Origin of the sequence: Nocardioides sp. R-C-SC26, from assembly GCF_021246465.1 — a bacterium.
In the GTDB taxonomy this organism is placed as follows: Bacteria; Actinomycetota; Actinomycetes; order Propionibacteriales; family Nocardioidaceae; genus Nocardioides.
The window spans coordinates 1-23,980 of record NZ_JAHRHK010000007.1 but is presented as its reverse complement, the minus strand read 5'-3'; the positions used below and the strand labels follow the sequence as shown (position 1 = coordinate 23,980).

The following is a 23,980-nucleotide window of genomic DNA, read 5'->3' as shown; positions in this document are numbered from 1 at the left end:
CTCTCAGATTGTGTAACAATCTGAGAGTGAGGGTCGTGGCCGTCCTGATGGCGGCGTTGTGCTTCGGCACCACGGGGACCAGCCGCGAGCTGGCCGACATCGACGGCTCGTCTCTCTCGGTCGGGATGGCGCGGATCGTGCTGGGGGGAGCGTTGCTCGCCCTCTGCGCCTGGTGGACGACGCGGCGCGGGGTCGCTCCGGGGACGCCGCCGCCCGTGCCGGGTGACACCACGCGGCCGCGCGTCATCGACCGCGTGCCCCTGGCCGCCGTGGTGGTCGTCGGCGCTCTGGGGGTGCTCGCGTACCAGCCGACGTTCTTCCTCGGCACGTCCAGCGAGGGAGTCGCCGTCGGCACCGTCGTGGCACTCGGCTCAGCGCCCGTCTTCACCGGCCTGCTCGATGCCGGGCTGCGCGGCGAGCGGCCGACGCCGCGCTGGTGCGTGGCAACCGCCCTGGCGCTCGTCGGGGTGGGCATGATCGCCGGTCTGACCGGCGCCGGTGCCGCCACCGGCGCCGGTGTGGCGTGGTCGCTCGGTGCCGGGGCCTCCTACGCCGTCTACGCCGTGGCCAGCAAGGAGCTGCTGGACCGCGGTCGCACACCGGCGCGTGCCATGGGCGAGCTGTTCGGCGGCGCTGCGCTGGGCGCGCTGCCCGTGCTCGTCCTGACCGACCTGCGCTGGCTCGCGAGCGGCGGTGGCATCGCGCTCGCCGTATGGCTCGGCGTCGTGACCACGGCCGCCGCCTACCTGCTGTTCGGGTGGGGGCTGGCGAGGCTGCGTGCGTCCACCGTCGCGACGCTGACGCTCGCCGAGCCGCTGTGCGCCACCCTGCTCGGCATCGGCGTCCTGGGCGAGCGGCTCGACGCCACGGCGGGTTCGGGACTGCTCGTCCTGACGTCGGGCCTCGTGCTGCTGGCCTCGCCGGGAAGGGGACGACGTGTCGCCGTCGCCGCGTGAGACGCCCGGGCCGACGTCGGTCGCGAGACTCGCGGACACGCTGCGCGCCCAGATCCTTCACGGCGAGCTCGCTCCGGGTACACCGGTCCGTGAGGAGGACATCGCCTCGATGTCGGGCCTCTCGCGGCACACCGTCCGCTCGGCCCTGAGGCTCCTCGCCGCCGAACGGCTCGTCACGGTCGAGCCCTACCGGGGAGCGCGGGTGGCTCAGTTCGACACCGACGGCCTCGTGGCGCTGCAGCAACTGCGCGCCGCTCTCGAGTGCGAGGCCGTACGGCTCGTCCGGGCCCGCCACGGCACGACCTGGCCCCCGGACGTCGTCCACCAGATCCTCGAGGCGCTCGATCGGCTCGAGCGCGCGGCGGCGACCGATCCCGATGACTGGCCGGAGGTGGCCAGGGCGCACGCGGAGGTGCACAGCGAGATCGTCGCAGCTGCACGCAGCCCGCGGCTCACCGAGACGTACCGGTCGCTGCACACCGAGATGCTGCTGGTGCTGGTCCATCTGCGGCCCCGGTATCGAGCCGAGGCGCTGGTCGCGGAGCACCGTGGATACCTCCGCCTGATCCAGTCCGTGGGCGAGGATGCCGTACGAGCGCACGTGGACCATGCGACGGCGCTGATCCTGGGTGCTCTCGCCGCCGACTGACCACCGCGTGGGCCGCCCGCCGTGCCGGGCCCCTGGTCTACGGTCGTCGATGTGAAGAAGCGGACCGCTCGCGGTGTCCTCCTGTCCACGGTCTGCGGTCTGGTGCTCGCGGGCGTACCGGCGAGCGTCGGGGCCTCGACCGACGTCGACGCGTCCGGGCAGATCACGGCGCCGTCGGCGGGGGCGAGCGGCGCGGGCGACCCGTACTGGCCGCTCGACGGCAACGGCGGCTTCGACGCCCAGCACTACGACATCGACGTCGCCTACGACTTCGCCACCGGCGAGCTCACCAGCGTGACGACGCTCCGTCTGCGTGCGACGCAGGACCTCTCGCGCTTCAACCTCGACCTGCTCGCGGCCCCCGACTCCGTCGAGGTGGACGGCGTCCCCGCGGCGTACCGCTTCGAGTCCGGTCACGAGGTGGTGATCACGCCCGCGACTCCGCTGCGTCGCGGCGAGTCGGCACAGGTGCGGGTCGCCGGCCGATGGACGCCGGCCGAGCTGAGCTATGCGGGCGAGAGCAACTGGCTGGCCGATGGTCGCGAGGTCGTGGCGATCAACCAGCCCCACATGGCTCCGTGGTGGTTCGCCAGCAGCGATCACCCCACCGACAAGGCGACGTTCGACATCGAGATCGAGGGTCCTGCCGACGTGCAGGCCGTCTCCAACGGGCTGCTCGTCTCGCGCACGGTGGACGGCGAGCGCGCCACGACGCAGTGGCGCACGACGTCCCCGATGGCGACCTACCTGGCCTTCTTCGCTCTCGGCCGCTACGAGATCGCGCGAGGGATCCGCAGAGGCCTGCCGTGGTACGTCGCCGTCTCGCGCGAGCTGCCGACGGCCGCGCGGGAGTCGTCGATGCGGCTGATGCGCCGCACGCCCGCGATCACCTCCTGGCTCATCGACCGCGTCGGCCCCTACCCCTTCGAGTCGACCGGCGGGCTGGTCACCAGCCTCGGGGTGGGCTTCGCGCTGGAGAACCAGACCCGACCGGTCTACCCGCTGATGGGCAGCGACGCCCTCGCGACCGTCGTCCACGAACTGGCGCACCAGTGGTTCGGCGACTCGGTCGCCGTGCACCGCTGGCGCGACATCTGGCTCAACGAGGGCTTCGCGTCGTTCTTCGAGGTCTACTACCGCGAGACCCACGGCGGGCCGCCGGCGCAGCAATGGCTCACGAGCACGTACGGCGCCGCCGCGAACCACGCGCCGGCGTTCTGGCGGATCGACATCGCCGATCCCGGCCGCGACCAGATCTTCTCGACACCGGTCTATCAGCGGGGAGCGATGGCGCTGCAGGCGTTGCGGCACCGGATCGGCGAGCGCGCCTTCTGGCGCCTGGTGCGTACCTGGGTGGCCACCCACCGCGGCGGGAACGCCGGCACGGCCCAGTTCCGCGCGATGGCCGAGCGGATCAGCGGCGTGCAGCTCGGCGCCTTCTTCCGGGCCTGGCTCTCCGCGCCGCGCCCGCCCGCACGCACGCGTGCGAACGGGCTGCGGTGAGCCTGAGAGATCGCGCCGACGGGGCCGATGTCGGCCAGGCCCCGCACCGGGACGACGCCCACCGCGACAGCCCCTACCGGCGTGATCCCTGACTCCCCGCTGATCCGGGCTGACAGACTGAGGCCGTGACGACGGGTTCCTCCACTGACGCGACCGGTTCGAGCACCCCGCCGGCCCGCCGCGACATCGTCGTCCTGGGCTCGACCGGATCGATCGGCACTCAGGCGCTCGACGTCGTCCGCGCCCATCCCGACCGGTTCCGCGTCGTCGGGCTGACCGCCGGCGGCGGCAACCGCGACCTGTTCGAGCGACAGGTCGCCGAGTTCGCGCCCGCCGTCAGCGGCCTGGGGGAGCGGGCCTCCATCGACGCCGCCTCCCATCCCTGCGACGTCGTCATCAACGGCATCACCGGTGCCGTGGGCCTGCGTCCTACCGTGGCCGCCCTGGACTCCGGCGCCACCCTCGCGCTGGCGAACAAGGAGTCGCTCATCATCGGCGGGCCTGTCGTCAAACGGCGTGCGCGACCGGGTCAGATCGTCCCGGTCGACAGCGAGCACAGCGCGATCGCGCAGAGCCTGCGAGCGGGCAGCCGCGGCGAGGTCCGCCGTCTCGTGCTCACCGCCAGCGGCGGTCCCTTCCGCGGGCGCAGCCGCGCGCAGTTGCACGACGTCACGCCTGCCGAGGCTCTGGCCCACCCCAACTTCGCGATGGGCTCGGTGATCACCACGAACTCGGCCACCTTGATCAACAAGGGCCTGGAGGTGATCGAGGCGCATCTGCTGTTCGACGTCCCGTACGACGCGATCGACGTCGTCGTGCACCCCCAGCAGCTGATCCACTCGATGGTCGAGTTCGTCGACGGTGCGGTCGTGGCGCAGCTCGGACTGCCGACCATGATGGTGCCCATCGCGCTCGGTCTGGGGTGGCCCGACAGGGTGCCCGACGTGGAGGCCGCCATCGACTGGACGCAGGCGTCGGACTGGCGCTTCGAGCCCGTGGACGACGTCGCCTTCCCGGCCATCGCGCTCGCGCGCGAGGCCGGCGTCCTGGGAGGCACGGCTCCGGCTGTCTACAACGCGGCCAACGAAGTGTGTGTCGCAGCGTTCCACGCCGGCCGCATCCGCTTCCCCGAGATCGTCGACCGTGTCGGAGACGTGCTCAGGAGTCACGACGTAGTCTCGTCGGGGACCCTCGGCGTGGACGACGTGCTCGCCGCCGATGCCTGGGCCCGCGAGCGCACCGAGGCGCTCATCGCAGGCGGCTCCAGGGTGGCTGGAGCGTCCGGAGGGGGAGTGTCGTGACCGCGGTGTTCTATGCGCTCGGCGTGCTGATCTTCGTCGTCGCCATCCTGGTATCGATCGGGCTGCACGAGCTGGGCCACATGATCCCGGCGAAGCGGTTCGGCGGGAAGGTCACCCAGTACTTCATCGGGTTCGGACCGACGGTGTGGAGCAAGCAGGTCGGCGAGACCGAGTACGGCGTCAAGGCGATCCCGCTCGGGGGGTTCGTCAAGATCGTCGGCATGCTCCCACCCGGTGCCGAGCAGCTCGTCGACGACACCGAGACCGACGCCGACGGCAACACCGTGCACCGGGTGCGGAAGTCGAACACGGGCATGTTCACCCAGTTGATCTCCGACGCGCGGGCGGCCGAATGGGAGCTCGTCGGCCCCGACGACGCCGAGCGGCTCTTCTACAAGCTGCCCTGGTGGAAGAAGGTCGTGGTGATGGCCGGCGGTCCGTCGGTCAACATCGCGATCGCGTTCTTCATCTTCTGGGGCGTCTTCGCCACCTACGGCCAGAAGTCGGTCGAACCCGAGCCCGGCCCTCCGACGCTGCAGGCCATCTCCCAGTGCGTGCTGCCCTACGCCGAGGAGGGCCGTGCCTGCGCGCCGTCCGACCCGCCCGCCCCGGCGTTCGAGGCCGGCCTGCGTCCAGGCGACACGATCACCTCGTTCAACGGCGTGCCGGTCACCGACTGGGCCCAGCTCAAGGTGCTGATCCAGGACAACGACGACGGTCGGGCCGTGATCGGGTACGACCGCGACGGTGTCGCGATGTCGGGTGAGACCTCGACGACCGTCGAGGCCCGCCCGACGTCGGTCACCGACGAGACCCTGCGTCAGGTCGGGTTCCTGGGCGTGACTCCGACCAGTCGTGTCGTCACCGAGACCGGTGGACCGATCTACACCCTGGACCAGATGGGCGACATGACGGTCGAGACGCTCCGGGCGCTCGTCACGCTGCCCGTGAAGGTCTGGGGCGTCGCCGAGGCGATCGTGGGCGTCGAGGAGCGCGCGGCCGACAGTCCGGTCAGCATCGTGGGCGGTGGACGCCTCGCGGGGGAGACCGTCTCCCACCAGGAGTTCCCGGTGACCGAGAAGGTCGTCTTCCTCCTGATGCTCGTCGCGGGCTTCAACTTCTTCATCGGCATGTTCAACTTCCTGCCGCTCCTCCCGCTCGACGGCGGTCACATCGCCAGCGCGCTCTGGGAGGCGTTGCGTCGAGGATTCGCTCGTCTGCGCGGCCGTCCCGACCCTGGCTACGTCGATGCCGCCCGACTGCTTCCGCTCGCCTACGTCGTCGCTTCGGCCTTCCTGGTGATGGGCGTGGTCCTGATCGTGGGCGATCTCGTGGTCCCGCTGAGCCTCGAGGGCTAGGCCGAGGCTGCGGGGGGTTTTCTCGGCCGGCCGAGAAAACCGGACCTTGGAGGGCGAGACTTCTTCGGCCAAGGTCCGGTTTCGTACGCCAACATGCCTCGGCCCCGTCGGCGAATCGGGTCGCACCCGGCGGTCGGCCCGGCATCGGATCGTGAGTGGCCCGACGGCGGATCGGTGCTCGCCGACCGAGCGACGGCGGAACAGACGACCGGGCAGACGACCGCGCGACGACCGAGCAGACGTCGAGCAGACGTCGGGCAGCCGGCTGTCGGCCGAGCGAGGCGCGGATGGGTCGCGGCAGTAGCCTTGCGGACATGACCTCGATCAGCCTGGGCATGCCGGCTGCGCCGCCGCCGGTGCTCGCTCCTCGACGCCCGACCCGCCAGATCCAGGTCGGCAAGGTGGGGGTCGGCAGCGACCACCCGATCTCGGTCCAGTCGATGTGCACCACGCTGACCGCCGACGTCAACAGCACCTTGCAGCAGATCGCCGAGCTGACCGCCTCGGGCTGCGACATCGTCCGGGTCGCGTGCCCGAGCCAGGACGACGCCGAAGCGCTGCCCGACATCGCGCGCAAGGCGCAGATCCCGGTGATCGCCGACATCCACTTCCAGCCCAAGTACGTCTTCGCCGCGATCGATGCGGGTTGCGCCGCGGTGCGGGTCAACCCCGGCAACATCAAGAAGTTCGACGACCAGATCAAGGAGATCGCGCGCGCGGCGAAGGACCGCGGTACGAGCATCCGGATCGGCGTGAACGCGGGCAGCCTCGACAAGCGGATCCTGGACAAGTACGGCAAGGCGACGCCGGAGGCGCTCGTGGAGTCCGCGGTCTGGGAGGCGAGCCTCTTCGAGGAGCACGACTTCCACGACTTCAAGATCTCGGTCAAGCACAACGACCCCGTGGTGATGGTGCGCGCCTACGAGCTGCTCGCCGAGCAGGGCGACTGGCCGCTGCACCTCGGTGTCACCGAGGCCGGCCCGGCCTTCCAGGGCACGATCAAGTCCGGCGTCGCCTTCGGTGCCTTGCTCAGCAAGGGCATCGGCGACACCATCCGGGTCTCGCTCTCGGCTCCGCCCGTCGAGGAGGTCAAGGTCGGGCTCCAGATCCTGGAGTCGCTGAATCTGCGCCCCCGCCGTCTGGAGATCGTCAGCTGCCCCAGCTGCGGTCGGGCCCAGGTCGACGTCTACACCCTGGCCGAGCAGGTCACGGCTGGTCTCGACGGCCTCGAGGTGCCCCTGCGCGTCGCCGTCATGGGTTGTGTCGTCAACGGTCCGGGCGAGGCCCGCGAGGCCGACCTCGGCGTCGCCTCGGGCAACGGGAAGGGGCAGATCTTCGTCAAGGGCGAGGTCATCAAGACCGTGCCCGAGTCGAAGATCGTCGAGACGCTCATCGAGGAGGCCATGCGCATCGCCGAGGGCATGGAGGCCGTCGACGGGTCCTCCGCCGAGGTCTCCGTCGGGTGACCGAGGCGCGGTCGGGCGTCCGCCAGGGCGTCCGCACGCTCGGCGTCGGTGATCTGCACGCGGTCTGCGAGCTCGCCGCGGCGGACCCGGTCGTCAACGTCTTCGCCCTCTATCGCGCCCGGACGACGAGTCTGGAGCCGCGCTGGCTCGGCGGGGAGGTCTGGGGTCGCTTCTCTGACGGCGAGCTGGTCGCGGCCTGCCACGTCGGCGCGAACCTGGTGCCGGTGAACTGCACCGCCGACGACGCCCGCGCGTTCGCCGAGCGCGCGCTGGCGCGCCGTCGTACCTCGAGCACCATCGTCGGTCCGCACGAGGCGGTCCATGCGTTCTGGAACGAGGTCGCCGACCAGTGGGGTACGCCGCGTGAGCTGCGCTGGCGGCAACCACACCTGGAGCTCACCGGTCGACCGGCGGTGGTCCCGGACCCCGAGGTGCGACGCACCCAGCGCGGCGACATGGACGTGCTCTATCCGGCCTGCGTCTCGATGTACACCGAGGAGGTCGGGGTCTCTCCTGAGGAAGGCGGCTCCGGGGACCTGTACCGGGCCCGTGTGATGCAGCTGGTCTCGCGTGGCTGGTCCTTCGCGAGGTTCGACGGCGACCGTCTCGTGTTCAAGGCCGAGGTCGGGTGCGCCAGTTCCGACGCCGCGCAGATCCAGGGCGTCTGGGTCGACCCGGAGTTCCGCGGGCGCGGTCTGGCGACCGCGGGGATGGCGGCCGTCGCCGAGATCGTGCGGACCGAGATCGCTCCGACGGTCTCGCTCTACGTCAACGAGTGGAACACCGCGGCCCGTCGCGCCTACGCGCGCGTGGGGTTCATCGAGACGGAGCGGTTCTCGACGGTGATGTTCTGAGTCCGCGTCGCTGGACCAGAGCGCTACCGTGAGCGCCGTGAGCATGCACCGCGGTACCAAGATCCTGGCCGGAATCTTCGCCGTCTCCGGCGCGATCCATCTGGCCAAGCCCGATGCCTACGAGCCGATCATGCCCGCGTGGGTGCCTGCGCACCGCGAGGTCATCGTGGGAAGCGGCATCGCCGAGATCGCTCTCGCCGCCGGCCTGGTGGCTCCGGCCACCCGCAGGCTGGCGGGCTGGGGGAGCATCGCGCTCCTGCTCGGCGTCTACCCCGCCAACGTGAAGATGGCGCAGGATGCCCTCGGCGGCGGCAACACGGCGCTGAAGGCGGCCGCCGTCGGGAGGCTGCCGCTCCAGTGGCCCATGCTCAAGGCCGCGTGGCGCGCCACCCGCTGAGGGGCCGACCGCACCTCGGGAACCGCTGATCCCGATCGGTAGATCGGCGGTTCCCCGGGCTCAGATCGCCGGCGTGGGCCGCAGGTCCGAGGCCCGCTCGCAGGCTGTGGCGCTGCAGCGCACGGTGGCGGTCTTCTTGCGTCCTGCCACCTCGAGCAGCGCGTGCTGGTTGTCCTCCCACGCCAGCGTGCCGAAGTAGAACGGCGCCGTGTAGGTGCCGACCAACTCGCCGGTGATGGTGCGGGCCCGGACCAGATTCGGGCCGAGGCCGTCTGCGAGCTTGTGCACTGTCAGCACCCGACGTCCGTTCGGGGAGAAGGCCCGCACCGCCTCCCGGCATGAACGCCATAGTGCAACGCCCGGCTTGGTCAGCCGGCTGACCACCGAGCACCCACCCTGGTAGGGGTCCTTGGTGAAGAAGGCGAGCCGGTTCGCCGCGATGTCGGCGGCGTAGGACGGACGAGCGGTGATCGCCTCGGTCGTGTCCGCGGCGACGTCCCACCGGATCGCGCCGTTCTCCCAGCCGCCGACGATCGCGACGCCGTCCAGCATGTCGAGCACGCGCGGATATCCGGCGAAGCGCTCGCCGCCGACCACCTCGCCCGTCGCCACGTCGCGGACCTCGATGGCGGTGCCACGGCGGTTCTGGCGCGTGATGACGGCGACCTGGCCCCCATCGGAGGAGAGCATCACTCGGTCGACGTTGGTGCGAGCCGCCAGTACCCGAGCCTGCTTCCCGGCAGCGATGTAGCGGGCGCTCCAGACGCCCGCCTGGCGCACCATCACGACGTAGCCGTCGCCCGACTCGCCGAGCAGCACCGCGTCGCGCCCGCGGAGGGGGATCCGCACGTCGCCGTCGACGATCGTGGTGCCCTCCAGGTGAGGTACCCGGACGTCGACACCGCGTGCGAGCGCCGTCGGCTGGAGGGACTGCGCGGGAGCGGCGGCGCTGCGTGCGCGTGCTTCGGAGCCGCCGTTCACGATCGCCGTCGCGGTGGTGATGGCGCAGAGCGCTGCGAGAGCCGCAACGCGCAGGGACGACGGGCGACGGGGTCGGTGGGTCATGTCTTCTCCTGAGTCCTCGAGCCTCGACTGCTTACCTGGTCACCGAAGAGACGCTGGTGGAGCTCTGATGGTTGCATCCGAAACGCATGGAGTCGGTGCGCCAGCTCCTGTGTCGCGGGCGCGGGGTAGTTGGCTGGTTCGCGTCGTCAGGGTGCGTGCATCGCACGGCGGCGCCGCACAGGGCTACCGGGTGTATCTCCAGCGATGCCAACGCGGCGAGGTGCGTGCCATGGCGGCGCCGACCGTTCAAGACCTTCGAGATCGCGGCACTAGTGTTCGCACATGATCTTGCGGATGTCGTCCCTGTTCGTGCGCACGTTGCGAGACGATCCGGCCGATGCCGAGGTGCCCAGCCACAAGCTCCTGGTGCGCGCGGGCTACATCCGACGAGCGGCCCCGGGTATCTACACCTGGCTGCCGCTGGGTCTGCGTGTGTTGCGTCGCGTCGAGCAGATCATCCGCGACGAGATGGACGCGATGGGCGCCCAGGAGCTCAGCTTCCCGGCCCTGCTGCCCAAGGAGCCCTACGAGGCGACGAACCGTTGGACCGAGTACGGCGACGGGATCTTCCGTCTGCAGGACCGCAAGGGCGCCGACTATCTGCTCGGGCCCACCCACGAGGAGATGTTCACCCTGGTGGTGAAGGACCTCTACTCCTCCTACAAGGACCTGCCGCTCTCGATCTACCAGATCCAGACCAAGTACCGCGACGAGGCGCGTCCTCGTGCCGGCCTCCTGCGTGGTCGTGAGTTCGTGATGAAGGACTCCTACTCCTTCGACGTCGACGATGCCGGCCTCGACGCCAGCTACCAGGCCCACCGGGACGCCTACATCCGGATCTTCGACAAGCTCGGCTTCGAGTACGTGATCGTCAAGGCCACCTCAGGTGCGATGGGTGGTTCGCGGTCCGAGGAGTTCCTGGCGCGCGCGGAGGTCGGGGAGGACACCTACGTCCGCTGCACGCACTGCGACTACGCGGCGAACGTCGAGGCCGTGCAGGTGCGCCCGCCCGCCGCGGTCTCCTTCGCCGAGGCTCCCGCCGCCCACGCGGAGGCGACCCCCGCCACCCCGACGATCGAGACCCTCGTCGACCACCTCAACGAGGCGTTCCCGCGGGAGGATCGGCGCTGGGTCGCGGGCGACACCCTGAAGAACGTTCTCGTGGTGCTGAAGCACCCCGACGGCACCCGCGAGCCCCTCGCGATCGGTCTCCCCGGCGACCGCGAGGTCGACCAGAAGCGTCTCGAGGGCCAGCTCGAGCCCATCGAGGTCGAGGCCATGGACGAGGCGGAACTGCGCAAGTACCCCGCCCTTGTCAAGGGCTACATCGGGCCCGCCGCGCTCGGCGAGCAGTCGGCTTCCGGTATCCGCTACCTCGTCGATCCGCGCGTGGTCGAGGGCACCCGGTGGGTCACCGGCGCGAACGTCGACGGCAGCCACGTGCTCGACTTGGTGGCGGGCCGCGATTTCACTCCCGACGGCACCATCGAGGCGGCCGAGGTCCGTGACGGCGACGGCTGTCCGAACTGCGCCGACGGCGTGCTCGAGAGCGCGCGCGGGATCGAGATGGGCCACATCTTCCAGCTCGGTCGCAAGTACGCCGACGCGCTCGACCTGAAGGTGCTCGACGAGAACGGGAAGCTCGTCACCGTCACGATGGGCTCCTACGGCATCGGCCCGTCCCGCGCCGTCGCCGCGATCGCCGAGGGAACCCTGGACGACGCCGGCCTGTGCTGGCCGCGCGAGGTCTCCCCGGCCGACGTCCACGTCGTCGCCGCCGGCAAGGACGACGCCGTGTTCGCCGCCGCCGACCGGATCGCACACGAGCTCGACGCCGCCGGCATCGCGGTCCTCTACGACGACCGCGCGGGCAAGATCAGTCCCGGCGTGAAGTTCAAGGACGCCGAGCTCATCGGTGTCCCCACGATCGTGGTGGTCGGCAGGTCGTTGGCCGAGTCCGGCACCGTCGAGATCAAGGACCGGCGCACCGGCGAGCGCGAGGACGTCGCCGCGGACGCCGTGGTCGACCGGCTCGTGCGGCTCGTCCGAGCCTGAGCCCCGGCACCGGCACCTTCGAGGGACGACGACACGTGGCGGGCATCGACGCGGTCATCTTCGACTGGGGCGGCACGCTGACGGCGTGGCACGACATCGACTTCCACGCGGAGTCGCTGGCGCTCGCCGAGGCCGTACGGCGCACGCCGTCGCCCGATGACGACCATCATGCGCACGCGGCCCGCCTGCACAGCGCCGGCTCGACCGTGTGGGGGTGGTCGCGCGACCACCAGCGCAGCGCCACCATCGCCGATCTCTTCACCGAGGCCGGGCTCGAGCACGACCCCGGGCTGCTGAGGGCCTACTACGACTTCTGGGAGCCCCACACGGCCACCGACGTCGAGGTGCGCCCGTTGTGGGCAGGCCTGCGCGACCGCGGCATCCGGGTCGGGGTGCTGAGCAACACCCTGTGGCCCCGTGCCTGGCACGTCGGCTTCTTCGAGCGTGACGCCGTCTACGACCTGGTCGACGGTGACGTCTACACCAGCGAGATCGCCCACACCAAGCCGTCCCCGGAGGCGTTCGCGGCTGCGAGGGACGCCGTCGGGGTCCGGGAACCGGCGCGCTGCGTGTACGTGGGCGATCGGCTCTTCGACGACGTGTGGGGCGCCCAGAATGCCGGCATGCGCGCGATCCACGTGCCGCACAGCGTGATCCCCGCCGAGCAGCGCGGCCATACGGACGGCACGCCCGATGCCGTCGCCACGCGTCTGCTCGACGTCCTCACCATCGTCGACGACTGGATCTGAGCCCAGATCCGTTCGTTCCCGGGCGCCTTTCCGGCGCACCGAGGAACGTCCGGGTCCAGGCGGAACCGCGGCGCGGGAGCGCCCGGGAGCAGCCGTCGGCCTGGTGTTGCAGGTATCTGCACTGCACTTTTGTGAGGGAGGCGGAGGGTGGCACCCCTCCGTCGCGTCGTTGCAGACTTCTGCACGAGTCGTCGTCCCCCCGACCGACCTGAAGTCCGATCTCACGGACTTCGCTGGCAGCCCGCGTCTTCCTCCTCTCGGGGCCATCTCGGGAGATCCCGAGGAGAGGAAGACGCGGGCTTCGCCGTTGCCGCAGGCGCACTGACCTCGTGACGGATCCTCGGCCCGGCGAGGCGAGTGCGGGGCTCAGGAGCCCGGGAACGCCGTCGGCTCGCCGCCGAAGTCCAAGGACCGCAGGGCAGAGTCGGTCAGCGCTCGGATCGCCCAGGCGCGTGTCACACCGGTCGACATGCTCACCAGCACGCCGTAGGCCCGCGCGCAGGCGTCCTCCGCTGCGAGCGCAGCCGTGGCGATCGCCACGGGACGCTGGCGCACCGTGGGAAGGTCGTAGGACGGCGCGGCGGGCACCGGTACGACGTCGAGCGCCGACACCGCGGCCACCAGCTCGTCGCGCCGACCGCGATGGATCTCGAAGGCCGCGGAGACGGCGGCGAACAGCGCCGGCGCGCTCGACTGGGACGTCTGGGCGCCCAGGTAGCCGAAGAGGAAGACCGCCGCATGCTCGGCCGCGAGTGTCTGCTGGACGGCGTTGACCTCGGGCGACTCCTCGGATCTGCTCATGCGTCGATCGCCGCCAGCCGTTGGCTCAGACCGGCCGATGCGCTGGCCAACAGCAGTGCCAGAGCACCGCTGTCGGCGCTGCGGGCTCCCCGAGCGAGCGCTGCGATCAGACGGGTCTCGGTCCGCGCCAGCTGTGCGAGCGCTCGTCGTGCGTCGTTCTGCCCGCCCGGGGGACCGACGGCGATCAGCCCGCCGAGTGCCTCGGCGTGCTCGGCATGGGTGCGCTCGAGACCGCGGAGGGCGGCGGCCCGCTCAGGTTGACTCCTCCGGACGGCGCGGACGTGCGCGTGGGCGGCCGAGACGCGTCCGCGCAGCTCTTCGACCAGGGCCGTGTCGTCGGCGGTCGGCGCCGACGTCGGCGTCGGCGGAGGGGTCGCCGAGTCCGCCTCCGGCCGGCTCCCGCCGCTCTCCGATGTGCAGCCCACCAGGGCCGCGACCGAGCCGAGCGTCCCCGTGGCGGCCAGACCTCGCATGACCGTGCGGCGCGGCACGGAGCGACGGAGTGGGGAGGCGGCAGGCACGGCGCGACAGTACCGGCGCGTCGCGCGGATCTGGACCACGTGGTGGGGGCGAGGCGGCCGAAACCGGCGCGACGTCCCCAGCGACCTCCGGGGTCGAGGGTCGCCATCGCTCCACTAGGCTGGACTCCGCACCACGGCACCGCGGGGCACACAACAGCACAGGAGGTCCGATGTCATCCGAGACGCTGGCTCAGCGCATCGAGAGCGAGTTGGTCGGACCCCTGGCCGAGGCGGGCTTCGACATCGAGGCCGTCGAGGTCACGCCCGCCGGGAAGCGCCGCGTCCTGCGTATCGCGGTCGATCGCGACGGCGGCATCACGCTCGACGAGGTGGCCGAGGCGACCCGTGCCGTGAACGCCGTCCTCGACGCTAGCGACGTGATGGGCCAGCTGCCCTACACGCTGGAGGTCACCTCCCGCGGCGTCGACCGCCCGCTCACCCTGCCGCGCCACTGGCGGCGCAACGCCGGGCGTCTGGTGAAGGTGACCCTGATCGAGGGCGGGGCGCTCACCGGCCGCATCGGCAGCTCGGATGAGGTGAGCGTCGAGCTGGACGTCGACGGCGTCGCCAGCGACGTGTCCTACGCCGACGTGGCCAAGGCGCTCGTGCAGATCGAGTTCAACCGGCGAGCGGCCGGGCCCGACGACGATTCCGGCGACCTCGACGACGAGGAACACGAGACCGACGACGACAGCGTGGACGCCGACGGCACCGAGACGACCGAGACCGAGGAGAACCGCTGATGGACATCGACCTGAGCATCCTGCGCATGTTGGAGCGCGAGAAGGAGATCAAGTTCGAGGTCCTGGTGGAGGCCATCGAACAGGCACTGCTCAACGCCTATCTCAAGACCCCGGGTGCCTACGACCAGGCGCGTGTCGTCGTCGACCGCAAGACCGGCCACGTCGTCGTGTGGGCCACCGAGTTCGACAACGACGACAACGCGATCGGTGAGTTCGAGGACACCCCCGACGGCTTCGGCCGCATCGCCGCGATGACGGCGAAGCAGATCATGCTGCAGCGCATCCGAGACGCCGAGGACGAGATCAAGTTCGGCGAGTTCTCGGGCAAGGAGGGCGACCTGATCTCCGGAGTGATCCAGCAGGGTCGCAACCCCGGCGACGTGATGGTCGACCTCGGCAAGGTCGAGGCGCTGCTCCCGGTGAGCGAGCGTGTGCCCGGGGAGTCCTACGTGCACGGCGAACGCATCAAGTGCCTGGTCCTCTCGGTACGCAAGGGGATGCGTGGTCCGCAGATCACGCTGACCCGCTCGCACCCGGGTCTGGTCAAGAAGCTCTTCGCGCTGGAGGTCCCCGAGATCGCCAACGGTCAGGTCGAGATCGCCGGCATCGCCCGTGAGGCCGGTCACCGCACGAAGATCGCCGTCGTCGGTCGTGCGTCCGGCATCAACCCCAAGGGCGCCTGCATCGGCCCGATGGGCCAGCGGGTGCGCAACGTGATGGCCGAGCTGCACGGCGAGAAGATCGACATCGTCGACTGGTCGGACGATCCCGCGTCCCTGGTCGGCAACGCCCTCTCTCCGGCGCAGGTCAAGAGCGTCGAGATCGTCGACCTGGCCGCGAAGTCCGCGCGCGTCATCGTGCCCGACTTCCAGCTCTCCCTCGCGATCGGCAAGGAGGGCCAGAACGCCCGTCTGGCAGCGCGGCTCACGGGCTGGCGCATCGACATCCGCTCCGACGAGGAGTGAGCGTTCCCGCGGCCCTCTCCTGCCGGTTCGGCGTCCAGAGCCGGAGTGGCTAGACTGGCCGACGGTGGTCCTCTCACGTCTCCCTCAACCTGCGGACGGTCCTGTCCGCACATGTGTGGGATGCCGGGGGAAGGCTGCCAAACGCGAGTTGTTGCGGGTGACCGTCGGCTCGGATGCGCACGGCCAGCCGGTCGTCGCCCCCGATCCCAACGGCACCGCACCCGGCCGCGGGGCGCATCTGCACCCCACGACCGAGTGTTACGACCTCGCGGTGCGTCGTAGGGCCTTCGGCCGGGCGCTCCGGGTGACCGGAGCCGGGCCGGGACTCTCCAGCGCACCGGTGGGCGACTACGTGATGGCCCGTGAGACGAAGTGATCTGACAACCCAGGGACTGGAGCACCAGCTCATGAGCACTCGATGAGTACTTCCCGATGAGCCAGCAACACCGGCACCACTAACGGTTCGATCACGCCTGCGATGCGGGTCGAGCCAGAAGGAGAATTGTGGCTAAGACCCGCGTCCACGAACTCGCCAAGGAGTTCGGAGTCGAGAGCAAGTTCGTTCTCGAGAAGTTCAAGGAGATGGGTGAGTTCGTCAAGTCGGCGAGCTCGACCGTCGAGCTCCCCGCGGAGATGCGTTTCCGCAAGGAGTACGGAGAGTCTCTGAAGGCCAACGCCGGAGGTGCCGAGGCGGCACCCGCCGCGGCCCCGGCCGAGACGGCAGCGCCCGCGGCCAAGAAGTCGGCCCCCAAGCCCGGCCCGAAGCCTGCTCCGAAGGCCCCGGCGGAGCCGGTCGAGCCCGAGGCGCCTGCTGCCGAGGCGGCCGTTGCGGAGGTCTCTGCCGAGCCGCAGGCCCCGGCCGCCGCGGTAGAGCCGCCGGCCGCCGAGCCGCCGGCCGCGGGCCCGCCCTTGGGGGCCCCGGGGAAGCATCCCGTTCGCCCCCAGCCAGGGCATGGGACGCCGTCCCGCCACGCCCCCGCCGGCTGCCGGCGGCAACGATGCCGAGCGTCCGCCGCGTCCGCCGGCCGGCCGCGACGGTGCAGCGCCCCGTCCGGGCATGCCTCGCCCGAACCCGGCGATGATGCCGAAGTCCCCGGCCGCGTTCGGTCGCGGTCCGGCTGGTCGTCCCGGTGCTCCCGGCCGACCTGGCGCGCCCGGTCGTCCGGGTGCCCCGGGCCGTGGACCGGCCGGTGCCGGCGCGGGCGCCGGCGCTCCGGGCCGTCCCGGTGGTGGCGGCGGCTTCAGCGGACCCGGTGGTCGTGGCCGCCCCGGCCAGCGTGGTCAGACCCAGGGCGCCTTCGGTCGCCCCGGTGGTCCGTCGCGCCGTGGCCGCAAGTCGAAGCGCGCGCGTCGTCAGGAATTCGAGGCCATGGAGGCCCCGACGATCGGCGGCATGAGGGTCCGCAAGGGCAACGGCGAGACCGTTCGCCTGGCGCGCGGCGCCTCGCTGACCGACTTCGCGGAGAAGATCGGCGTCGAGCCGGCATCGTTGGTGCAGATGCTGTTCCACCTCGGCGAGATGGTGACGGCGACCGAGTCGGTCAACGACGCCACGCTGGAGCTGCTCGGTGAGGAGCTCAACTACGTCGTCGAGGTCGTCTCGCCCGAGGACGAGGACCGCGAGCTGCTGGAGTCCTTCGACATCGAGTTCGGCTCCGACGAGGGTGACGAGGACGACCTGGTCATCCGACCGCCGGTCGTGACCGTGATGGGTCACGTCGACCACGGAAAGACCAAGCTCCTCGACGCCCTGCGCGGCGCCAACGTCGTCGACAAGGAGGCCGGTGGCATCACCCAGCACATCGGTGCCTACCAGGTGCACACCGATGTGGATGGCAACGACCGTCGCATCACCTTCATCGACACGCCCGGTCACGAGGCCTTCACCGCCATGCGTGCCCGTGGTGCGCAGGCGACCGACATCGCGATCCTGGTGGTCGCGGCCGACGACGGCGTGATGCCGCAGACGGTCGAGGCGCTCAACCACGCCAAGGCCGCCGGCGTCCCGATCGTGGTCGCGGTCAACAAGATCGACAAGCCCGACGCGGACCCGACCAAGGTGCGCGGTCAGCTGACCGAGTACGGCCTGGTCCCGGAGGAGTACGGCGGCGACGCGATGTTCGTCGACGTCTCCGCGAAGTCCGAGCTGAACCTCGACAAGCTGCTCGAGGCCGTCGTCCTCACCGCCGACGCCTCCCTCGACCTGCGGGCCAACCCCACGCAGGACGCCCAGGGCCTCGTGGTCGAGGCGCACCTCGACCGCGGTCGCGGTCCGGTGGCCACGATCCTGGTGCAGCGCGGAACCATCCGTGTGGGCGACTCGATCGTCGCGGGTCCCGCGCACGGTCGCGTCCGCGCCATGCTCGACGAGCACGGCAACGAGCTCGCGTACGCCGACCCGGGCCGCCCGGCGATGGTGCTCGGTCTGAGCTCGGTCCCCGGCGCCGGCCAGAACTTCCTCGTCGTCGAGGACGACCGGATGGCCCGCCAGATCGCCGAGAAGCGCGAGTCCCGCGAGCGCGCCGCCATGCAGGCCAAGCGCCGCGTGCGCCGCACTCTCGAGGACTTCATGGCGTCGATGGAGAAGGGCGAGAGCCAGGAGCTCAACCTCATCCTCAAGGGCGACGTGTCCGGTTCCGTCGAGGCGCTCGAGGACGCCCTGTCGCAGATCGACGTCGGCGACGAGGTCGGCATCCGGGTCATCGACCGCGGTGTCGGTGCGATCACCGAGACCAACGTCGACCTGGCCGCGGCCTCCGACGCCATCATCATCGGCTTCAACGTGCGCCCGCAGGGCAAGGCGACCGAGATGGCGGACAAGGAAGGCGTCGAGATCCGCTACTACTCGGTCATCTACCAGGCGATCGAGGAGATCGAGGCCGCGCTCAAGGGCATGCTCAAGCCCGAGTTCGAGGAGTCGGTGCTCGGCCAGGCGGAGATCCGCGCGATCTTCCGCAGCAGCCGGATCGGCAACATCGCCGGTTGCATGGTCACCAGCGGCACCATCCGCCGTAACGCCAAGTGCCGCGTGATCCGCGACGGCGCCGTGGTGGCCGACAACCTCGACCTGGCCTCGCTCAAGCGGGAGAAGGACGACGCCTCCGAGGTCCGCGAGGGCTTCGAGTGTGGTCTGGTGCTCCGCAACTTCGGCGACATCAAGGAAGGCGATGTCGTGGAGGCATTCGAGATGCGCGAGATCCCGCGCGGCTGAATCCCGTACCCCGGGCGGCGCCTCGCGGCGTTGTCGGGCCTCGACGACCGCTCCGCTCTCCAGGTCGCCGTCGGCCCTCCGACTTGCGAGGCATCCGCCCGGGGCACGAGATTCCGTGAAGACAGGAAGTCGAACTATGGCCAACCCGCGAGTGCGCAAGATCGCCGACCGTATCCAGGTGATCGTGGCGGAGATGCTCGAGCGCAGGATCAAGGATCCTCGTCTGGGCTTCGTGACGATCACCGACGTACGGATCACGGGCGACGGCCAGCACGCCACGCTCTTCTACACCGTGCTGGGCGACGAGGCGCAGGCCGAGGGCACCGCCGTGGCGTTGGAGTCGGCCAAGGGATTGATGCGTTCGGAGGTCGCCAAACAGCTCGGTACACGTACCGCGCCGACGTTGACCTTCGTGCGCGACGCCCTGCCTGAGGAGGCGCGGGTCCTGGACGACGCCCTGGAACGTGCCCGCCGCGCCGACGCCGACCTGGCGGCGGCTCGCGAGGGCAAGACCTACGCCGGCGACGAGGACCCCTACAAGAAGCCGCGCGAGGACGAGGACGGCGACTTCGACGAGGCGGAGGCCGACGACGAGGACGAGCTTGACTGACCGACCTCGCTCGCCGGCGCGCCCCGGTCTGGTCGTCGTCGACAAGGCCGGTGGGATGACCTCGCACGACGTGGTCGCGCGCGTTCGCCGTCTGGCGGGCACCCGCAAGGTCGGGCACGCCGGCACGCTCGACCCGATGGCCACCGGCGTGCTGGTGCTCGGCGTCGATCGGGCGACCCGTCTGCTCGGGCACCTGATGCTGACCGAGAAGCAGTACGAGGCCACGATCCTGCTCGGTGCGTCCACCACCACCGACGACGCCGAAGGCGAGGTCGTCTCCCGTGCGACGACCGAGCACCTGGAGGCCGCTGCGATCCACACTGCCCTTGCGGCTTTCGTCGGCGAGATCGACCAGGTGCCGACGGCGGTGTCCGCGATCAAGGTCGACGGCAAGCGGGCCTATCAACGGGTCCGCGACGGCGAAGAGGTGGAGCTGAAGTCCCGCCGCGTCACCGTGCACGACCTGCAGGTCACCGACCTGAGGCTGCCCGAAGTGGACATCACCGTCCGCTGCTCCAGCGGCACCTACATTCGAGCGATCGCCCGCGATCTCGGCGCCGCTCTCGGCGTGGGCGGTCACCTCACGGCGCTGCGGCGCACAGCCGTCGGGGCATTCGACCTGGCGGGCGCGCACACGCTCGACGAGCTCGGCGAGGAGTTCACGCTCCTCCCGATCGCCGACGCTGCGCGGGTGAGCTTCCCGGCCGTCGATCTCGATGACGGGGACGCTGCCGCGGTCCGCGTGGGACGCGCGCTGACGCGCCCCCTGGAGGCGCTCAGCGCGGTGTTCTCGCCCGCGGGGGAGTTCCTGGCGCTCTACGAGCCGGCCGAGTCGGGCTCCCGCCCGGTCGCGGTCTTCGTCACGGCCTGATTCCACCGGTTCTCGCCGTGGCGCGGGACACGGTGCCCGGATCCTGCGTCGCGTATCGCCACCTCGGTGAATAGTGTTCCGTCCGTGCAGATCTGGCGCTCCTGGGACGACGTCCCGCGCGACCTGGCCCGCAGCGTGGTCGTCATCGGAAACTTCGACGGTGTCCATCGCGGCCACCGGGCGGTGATCGCGCGCGCTCGCGAACTGGCTGACGAGCATGCGGCACCTCTGGTCGCCGTCACGTTCGACCCGCATCCGATGGCCGTGCTGAGGCCCGAGCACGCGCCGTCGATGCTCACCACGCTCGAGGACCGGGGTGAGCTGCTCGGCGCGGCCGGTGTCGACCAGGTGTTCGCGCTGCCGTTCGATCTCGATGTCGCCGCGTGGTCACCCCAGGAGTTCGTCGACCGCGTGCTCGTGCAGGCGTTGAGGGCCGATGCGGTGGTGGTCGGTGCGAACTTCCGGTTCGGCAACCGCGCAGCCGGGGACGTCGCCTTCCTGACCGAGGCGGGAGCCCGGTCGGGCTTCGTCGCCGAGGGGGTCGCTCTCGACGGTGGCCCCCAGGTGTGGTCGTCCACGTACGTGAGGACCTGTCTCGCGGCTGGAGACGTCGCGGGTGCCGCCGAGGCGCTCGGGCGTCCCGTGGTGACGCGCGGTGTGGTCGTCCGGGGTGACCAGCGAGGTCGCGAGATCGGCTACCCGACGGCCAACGTGCCGGCTGCGGGATCGAGTGCCACGCCCGCCGACGGTGTGTACGCGGGGCGGCTGAAGCGACTGGACACCGGAGAGGTGTTCCCGGCCGCGATCAGCGTCGGCACCAACCCGACGTTCAGCGGGGTGCGGGAGCGGCGCGTGGAGAGCTATGTGCTCGACCGGGTCGATCTGGATCTCTACGGGGTGGAGGTCGAGGTGGAGTTCGTCGAGCGGTTGCGTGGCATGGTCGCCTTCGACGGAGTCGAGGCTCTGCTGGTCCAGATGGCCGACGACGTCGACCGCACACGGACGCTCCTCGGTGTCTGAGCCCGTCGGCGGCGTCGCTGGTGACCCTCCGTCGGAGGGCTCCTCGCGCGAGGCGGTCTGCGCCGCCGAAGCGTGGTTCGTGCACCACGGTCTGCCGTACTTCGTCGACGACGTGCGCGCGCTCGTCGCCGCCCGGCTGAGTCGGCCGCGTGTGCTGGCGGTGCTCACGACCGCGGTGCTCCTCGGCGCGGTGGCCGGCGTCGGGCTCGCCGTGCTGACCGAGCCGTCCTACGGCCTACCTGCGGGCGCGAGCGTGGCGGGCGTCGTCGTCGGCCTCTACGCGCTCCGTGCTCTGCGCTCCTCGGTCATCGCGGCGTGGGCGCTGCGTCGGGGTTTCGCCAGCCTCGACCTGCTGCTGCCGTTGGCGACCCGGGCCCTGCCGATGCTGCTGCTGTTCATCACGTTCCTGTTCATCAACGCCGAGGTCTGGCAGGTCGCCTCGGCGCTGCAGGGAGGTGTGCTGTGGGCCGCCGTGATGTTCTTCGCCGCTGCCGCGCTGGGTTTCATGGTGCCCCGGATGGCGCAGGAGCTCGATCGCTTCGACGACGGAGTCGACGTCGACGACGTGCTCGCGGGCGCGGCAGGGACGCCGCTCGAGGACGCCGCGCGCGAGGTGGTGGATGCGGGCATCGACCTGCCCGAGCGGGCCCAGGTCACCGGCTTGCAGATGGTCAACCTCGTCGGCGTCCTCGTGATCGCCCAGGCGCTCCAGGTGCTGCTGCTCTCGCTCGCGGTGTTCCTGTTCTTCCTGGTGTTCGGTGCCGTCGCGATCGACGACGCGGTGATCACCAGCTGGGTCGGCGCCGAGTCCGGAGCCCCGCATCCGCTCTGGGGGTTGGACTCGCTCAGCGCCGCGATGGGGGTGAGCGTCGAGCTGGTGCACGTCGCGGTGTTCCTCGCGGCCTTCTCCGGCCTGCACTTCACGGTCGTCGCGATCACCGACGAGGTGTATCGACGCGAGTTCTTCACCGACATCATGGCGGAGCTGGCACGCGCGGTCGGTATGCGCGTGGTCTACCAGGAACTGCAACGGCGACGGGCGGAGACGGCGTAGTCGCACCGTCCCCGCCCGCCCGGGGCGATGGCCGCTACTCGGCGTCGAGATCGCGCGCGACGAGGGCGGCGATCGCCTCCACGTCGGCGGGGTCCTCACCCGAGACCACCACCTCGGCACCGTTGCCGGCGCCGAGCGTCATGATCAGCAGCGATGAACCGGCGTCGACCGGCTCCTCGCCCGAGACGGAGAGGTAGACCTCGGAGTCGAGCTCGGCGGCGGCCTCGGAGATGATCGCGGCCGGCCGGGCGTGCAGGCCGACGGCGGAGCCGACGGTGACGGTGACGGTGTGCATGGTTCCTCCAGAAGGTGCGTCAGATGGGTGATTCCAGCGGGCGAGCGGGGTTCAGACGGACGCGAGCTCGGGGCGGCGCGCCAGCGACTTGAGGCCGATGACGGCGACGGCGCCGACCAGCACGCCGGCCGCGAGACTGATCACGAAGCCGAGCACGCCATCGACCGCGAAGAGGACGAAGATCCCGCCGTGGGGTGCGCGGACCGAGACACCGAGCGCCTCCGACAAGCCACCTGTCACGGCCGATCCCAGCATGATCGCCGGGATGACGCGCAGGGGATCGGCCGCCGCGAACGGGATGGCGCCCTCGGTGATGAACGACGCGCCGAGCAGCCAGCCTGCCTTGCCGTTCTCCCGCTCCGCAGGCGTGAAGAGGGAGGGACGCGCGACGGTCGCCAGCGCGAGTGCGATCGGTGGCACCATCCCGGCGAGCATGACCGCGGCCATGATCTTGAGCTCGGGCGCGTCGGATGCGAGCGACGCACCACCGACGCCGACGGCAGCGAAGCTGTAGGCGACCTTGTTGAGCGGCCCGCCCATGTCGAAGGCCATCATCAGGCCGAGGATGACGCCGAGCAGCACGGCGCTGCCGCCTGACAGGTCGTTGAGGCCGTCCGTGAGCTGCGTCATCAGCCAGTTGATCGGCTTGCCGAGTACCACGATCATCAGAAGCCCCGCGACGATCGAGGTCAGCAGCGGGATGACGAGAACGGGCATGAGTCCGCGCGCCCAGGTGGGTACCTTCCAGGACCCGATCCAGTGCGCGACGAGACCCGCGATCACACCGCCGATGATGGCGCCGAGGAAGCCCGTCGCCGGGAGGGCGACGCCGCCGGCGTCCACCACGCCGAAGATGTTCGCTGCGAGACCACCGAGGACGAAGCCGGGTGCGATTCCCGGTCGGTCGGCGATCGCGAAAGCGATGAAGCCCGCAAGTGCAGGGATGAAGAACATGAAGGCGGTCTTGCCGATGATGAAGAACAGCGCACCGATGTAGGCGGCGAGACCGGAGTCGAAGAGTGCGTGGTCCAGGCCCAGCGCCTGCGGGTTGGGCAGGTCGAACAGCGAGTTGTTCACCGCGATGTCGCCGTAGGGGCCGACGATCTCGTACCCGCCCAGGAGGAAGCTCAGCGCGATGAGGAGGCCGCCCGCCGCGACGAACGGGATCATGTAGGACACGCCGGTCATCAGCACCCGGCGGGTGCGGCCACCCCATGACTCCTTGAGGGCGGCGTTGCCCGTGCTGTTGGGTCCGTCCGACGACCCCTCGACGCGCGCTGCACCGGGGTCGTCCGCCGCCCGCAGCGCCTCGGCGATCAGGGCGTCGCCCTCGTCGATGGGGCGCTTGACGCCGGAGGAGACGAACGGCCTTACCGGCGAAGCGTCCCCGGTCGCGCACTCCGACGTCGACGGAGAAGATGACGGCGTCGGCGGCGGTGATGACCGCCGGATCGAGGGGAGTGGAACCGGCGGAGCCCTGGGTCTCCACGGCCAGGTCGACGCCGGCACGCTCGGCAGCCGCCTGGAGCGCCTCGG

Annotated in this window: 23 protein-coding genes and 2 pseudogenes; 19 read left to right on the top strand and 6 right to left on the bottom strand. The window is 70.7% G+C overall.

The window, feature by feature from the left end; genetic code table 11:
- Positions 1–35: 35 nt before the first annotated feature.
- From KSO97_RS08135 to KSO97_RS08100, 8 genes are all read left to right on the top strand, one after another.
- Positions 36–956, top strand: a complete 921-nt coding sequence (locus tag KSO97_RS08135; protein ID WP_232677751.1) for a DMT family transporter — start codon at positions 36–38, stop codon at positions 954–956.
- Entirely contained in the window at positions 937–1,605 is a 669-nt protein-coding gene (locus KSO97_RS18270) for a GntR family transcriptional regulator (protein WP_232677750.1), read from the top strand. Before KSO97_RS08135 ends, KSO97_RS18270 begins: the two co-directional genes overlap by 20 nt.
- 51 nt (positions 1,606–1,656) lie before the next feature.
- On the top strand, positions 1,657–3,108 hold the full coding sequence (locus KSO97_RS08125) for a M1 family metallopeptidase (protein WP_232677748.1): 1,452 nt from the start codon (positions 1,657–1,659) through the stop codon (positions 3,106–3,108).
- Positions 3,109–3,233: 125 nt separating this feature from the next.
- Positions 3,234–4,409, top strand: a complete 1,176-nt coding sequence (locus tag KSO97_RS08120) for a 1-deoxy-D-xylulose-5-phosphate reductoisomerase (RefSeq protein WP_232677746.1) — start codon at positions 3,234–3,236, stop codon at positions 4,407–4,409.
- Complete coding sequence (locus KSO97_RS08115; protein ID WP_308188270.1) at positions 4,406–5,767, top strand: site-2 protease family protein; 1,362 nt, start codon at positions 4,406–4,408, stop codon at positions 5,765–5,767. The genes KSO97_RS08120 and KSO97_RS08115 overlap by 4 nt, the downstream gene beginning before the upstream one ends.
- Positions 5,768–6,081: 314 nt before the next feature.
- Positions 6,082–7,233, top strand: a complete 1,152-nt coding sequence (gene ispG, locus KSO97_RS08110) for a flavodoxin-dependent (E)-4-hydroxy-3-methylbut-2-enyl-diphosphate synthase (RefSeq protein WP_232677743.1) — start codon at positions 6,082–6,084, stop codon at positions 7,231–7,233.
- Complete coding sequence (locus KSO97_RS08105) at positions 7,230–8,087, top strand: GNAT family N-acetyltransferase (protein WP_232677741.1); 858 nt, start codon at positions 7,230–7,232, stop codon at positions 8,085–8,087. Before ispG ends, KSO97_RS08105 begins: the two co-directional genes overlap by 4 nt.
- Positions 8,088–8,130: 43 nt before the next feature.
- A complete protein-coding gene (locus KSO97_RS08100) occupies positions 8,131–8,484 on the top strand; it encodes a hypothetical protein (RefSeq protein WP_232678124.1) in 354 nt (117 codons plus the stop codon).
- 60 nt (positions 8,485–8,544) lie between these two features.
- Here the strand turns inward: KSO97_RS08100 and KSO97_RS08095 are convergent, their stop codons facing one another.
- Positions 8,545–9,549 (bottom strand): hypothetical protein, encoded by a 1,005-nt coding sequence (locus KSO97_RS08095; RefSeq protein ID WP_232677736.1) that lies wholly within the window; start codon positions 9,547–9,549, stop codon positions 8,545–8,547.
- Between the two features lie 282 nt (positions 9,550–9,831).
- On the opposite strand from KSO97_RS08095, the gene KSO97_RS08090 reads away from it, so the two are divergent.
- Both KSO97_RS08090 and KSO97_RS08085 read left to right on the top strand, forming a co-directional pair.
- Positions 9,832–11,604 (top strand): proline--tRNA ligase, encoded by a 1,773-nt coding sequence (locus tag KSO97_RS08090; RefSeq protein WP_232677735.1) that lies wholly within the window; start codon positions 9,832–9,834, stop codon positions 11,602–11,604.
- 35 nt (positions 11,605–11,639) lie between these two features.
- A complete protein-coding gene (locus KSO97_RS08085; RefSeq protein WP_232677734.1) occupies positions 11,640–12,353 on the top strand; it encodes an HAD family hydrolase in 714 nt (237 codons plus the stop codon).
- Positions 12,354–12,719: 366 nt separating this feature from the next.
- On the opposite strand, the gene KSO97_RS08080 is transcribed toward KSO97_RS08085, so the two are convergent.
- Both KSO97_RS08080 and KSO97_RS08075 read right to left on the bottom strand, forming a co-directional pair.
- Positions 12,720–13,154: a ferritin-like domain-containing protein gene (locus KSO97_RS08080; protein WP_232677733.1), complete on the bottom strand. Its 435-nt coding sequence runs from the start codon at positions 13,152–13,154 to the stop codon at positions 12,720–12,722.
- The gene (locus KSO97_RS08075) at positions 13,151–13,675 is read right to left on the bottom strand and encodes a hypothetical protein (RefSeq protein WP_232677731.1); all 525 of its coding nucleotides are present in this window, start codon (positions 13,673–13,675) and stop codon (positions 13,151–13,153) included. The genes KSO97_RS08080 and KSO97_RS08075 overlap by 4 nt, the downstream gene beginning before the upstream one ends.
- 170 nt (positions 13,676–13,845) lie before the next feature.
- Here KSO97_RS08075 and rimP point away from each other — a divergent pair, with 170 nt between their 5' ends.
- The 9 genes and pseudogenes from rimP to KSO97_RS08030 all read left to right on the top strand — a co-directional run bounded on the left by rimP (position 13,846) and on the right by KSO97_RS08030 (position 22,149).
- Complete coding sequence (gene rimP / locus KSO97_RS08070) at positions 13,846–14,418, top strand: ribosome maturation factor RimP (protein WP_232677730.1); 573 nt, start codon at positions 13,846–13,848, stop codon at positions 14,416–14,418.
- Positions 14,418–15,383 carry a transcription termination factor NusA gene (gene nusA / locus KSO97_RS08065; protein ID WP_232677728.1) on the top strand — a complete coding sequence of 322 codons (966 nt, stop codon included), beginning with the start codon at positions 14,418–14,420 and terminating at the stop codon, positions 15,381–15,383. The genes rimP and nusA overlap by 1 nt, the downstream gene beginning before the upstream one ends.
- Positions 15,384–15,447: 64 nt before the next feature.
- Positions 15,448–15,759: a YlxR family protein gene (locus tag KSO97_RS17890; RefSeq protein ID WP_308188269.1), complete on the top strand. Its 312-nt coding sequence runs from the start codon at positions 15,448–15,450 to the stop codon at positions 15,757–15,759.
- Positions 15,760–15,887: 128 nt separating this feature from the next.
- Positions 15,888–15,950 (top strand): annotated as a pseudogene (locus tag KSO97_RS18265) (translation initiation factor IF-2 N-terminal domain-containing protein); the annotation flags it as partial.
- 826 nt (positions 15,951–16,776) lie between these two features.
- On the top strand, positions 16,777–18,594 hold the full coding sequence (gene infB / locus KSO97_RS08050) for a translation initiation factor IF-2 (RefSeq protein WP_232677723.1): 1,818 nt from the start codon (positions 16,777–16,779) through the stop codon (positions 18,592–18,594).
- A gap of 136 nt (positions 18,595–18,730) precedes the next feature.
- A complete protein-coding gene (gene rbfA, locus KSO97_RS08045) occupies positions 18,731–19,204 on the top strand; it encodes a 30S ribosome-binding factor RbfA (protein WP_232677721.1) in 474 nt (157 codons plus the stop codon).
- Positions 19,197–20,075 (top strand): tRNA pseudouridine(55) synthase TruB, encoded by an 879-nt coding sequence (gene truB / locus KSO97_RS08040; RefSeq protein WP_269782192.1) that lies wholly within the window; start codon positions 19,197–19,199, stop codon positions 20,073–20,075. The genes rbfA and truB overlap by 8 nt, the downstream gene beginning before the upstream one ends.
- 84 nt (positions 20,076–20,159) lie before the next feature.
- A complete protein-coding gene (locus KSO97_RS08035) occupies positions 20,160–21,095 on the top strand; it encodes a bifunctional riboflavin kinase/FAD synthetase (protein WP_232677719.1) in 936 nt (311 codons plus the stop codon).
- Positions 21,088–22,149: a hypothetical protein gene (locus KSO97_RS08030; protein ID WP_232677717.1), complete on the top strand. Its 1,062-nt coding sequence runs from the start codon at positions 21,088–21,090 to the stop codon at positions 22,147–22,149. The genes KSO97_RS08035 and KSO97_RS08030 overlap by 8 nt, the downstream gene beginning before the upstream one ends.
- A gap of 34 nt (positions 22,150–22,183) precedes the next feature.
- Here KSO97_RS08030 and KSO97_RS08025 read toward each other — a convergent pair whose 3' ends face one another.
- From KSO97_RS08025 to KSO97_RS18450, 3 genes and pseudogenes are all read right to left on the bottom strand, one after another.
- Positions 22,184–22,444 (bottom strand): HPr family phosphocarrier protein, encoded by a 261-nt coding sequence (locus KSO97_RS08025; protein WP_232677715.1) that lies wholly within the window; start codon positions 22,442–22,444, stop codon positions 22,184–22,186.
- A gap of 51 nt (positions 22,445–22,495) precedes the next feature.
- Complete coding sequence (locus KSO97_RS18455; protein ID WP_374198484.1) at positions 22,496–23,398, bottom strand: PTS fructose transporter subunit IIC; 903 nt, start codon at positions 23,396–23,398, stop codon at positions 22,496–22,498.
- Positions 23,399–23,867: 469 nt separating this feature from the next.
- Positions 23,868–23,933 (bottom strand): annotated as a pseudogene (locus KSO97_RS18450) (hypothetical protein); the annotation flags it as partial.
- Between the last annotated feature and the right edge of the window lie 47 nt (positions 23,934–23,980).

Coding starts and splice junctions, on each gene's coding strand:
- KSO97_RS08080 (WP_232677733.1), bottom strand. CDS start 13,154: ATGAGCAGATCCGAGGAGTCGCCCGAGGTCAACGCCGTCCAGCAGACA.
- rimP (WP_232677730.1), top strand. CDS start 13,846: ATGTCATCCGAGACGCTGGCTCAGCGCATCGAGAGCGAGTTGGTCGGA.
- KSO97_RS08090 (WP_232677735.1), top strand. CDS start 9,832: ATGATCTTGCGGATGTCGTCCCTGTTCGTGCGCACGTTGCGAGACGAT.
- ispG (WP_232677743.1), top strand. CDS start 6,082: ATGACCTCGATCAGCCTGGGCATGCCGGCTGCGCCGCCGCCGGTGCTC.
- nusA (WP_232677728.1), top strand. CDS start 14,418: ATGGACATCGACCTGAGCATCCTGCGCATGTTGGAGCGCGAGAAGGAG.
- KSO97_RS08025 (WP_232677715.1), bottom strand. CDS start 22,444: ATGCACACCGTCACCGTCACCGTCGGCTCCGCCGTCGGCCTGCACGCC.
- infB (WP_232677723.1), top strand. CDS start 16,777: ATGAGGGTCCGCAAGGGCAACGGCGAGACCGTTCGCCTGGCGCGCGGC.
- rbfA (WP_232677721.1), top strand. CDS start 18,731: ATGGCCAACCCGCGAGTGCGCAAGATCGCCGACCGTATCCAGGTGATC.
- KSO97_RS08095 (WP_232677736.1), bottom strand. CDS start 9,549: ATGACCCACCGACCCCGTCGCCCGTCGTCCCTGCGCGTTGCGGCTCTC.
- KSO97_RS08100 (WP_232678124.1), top strand. CDS start 8,131: ATGCACCGCGGTACCAAGATCCTGGCCGGAATCTTCGCCGTCTCCGGC.
- KSO97_RS18455 (WP_374198484.1), bottom strand. CDS start 23,398: ATGTTCTTCATCCCTGCACTTGCGGGCTTCATCGCTTTCGCGATCGCC.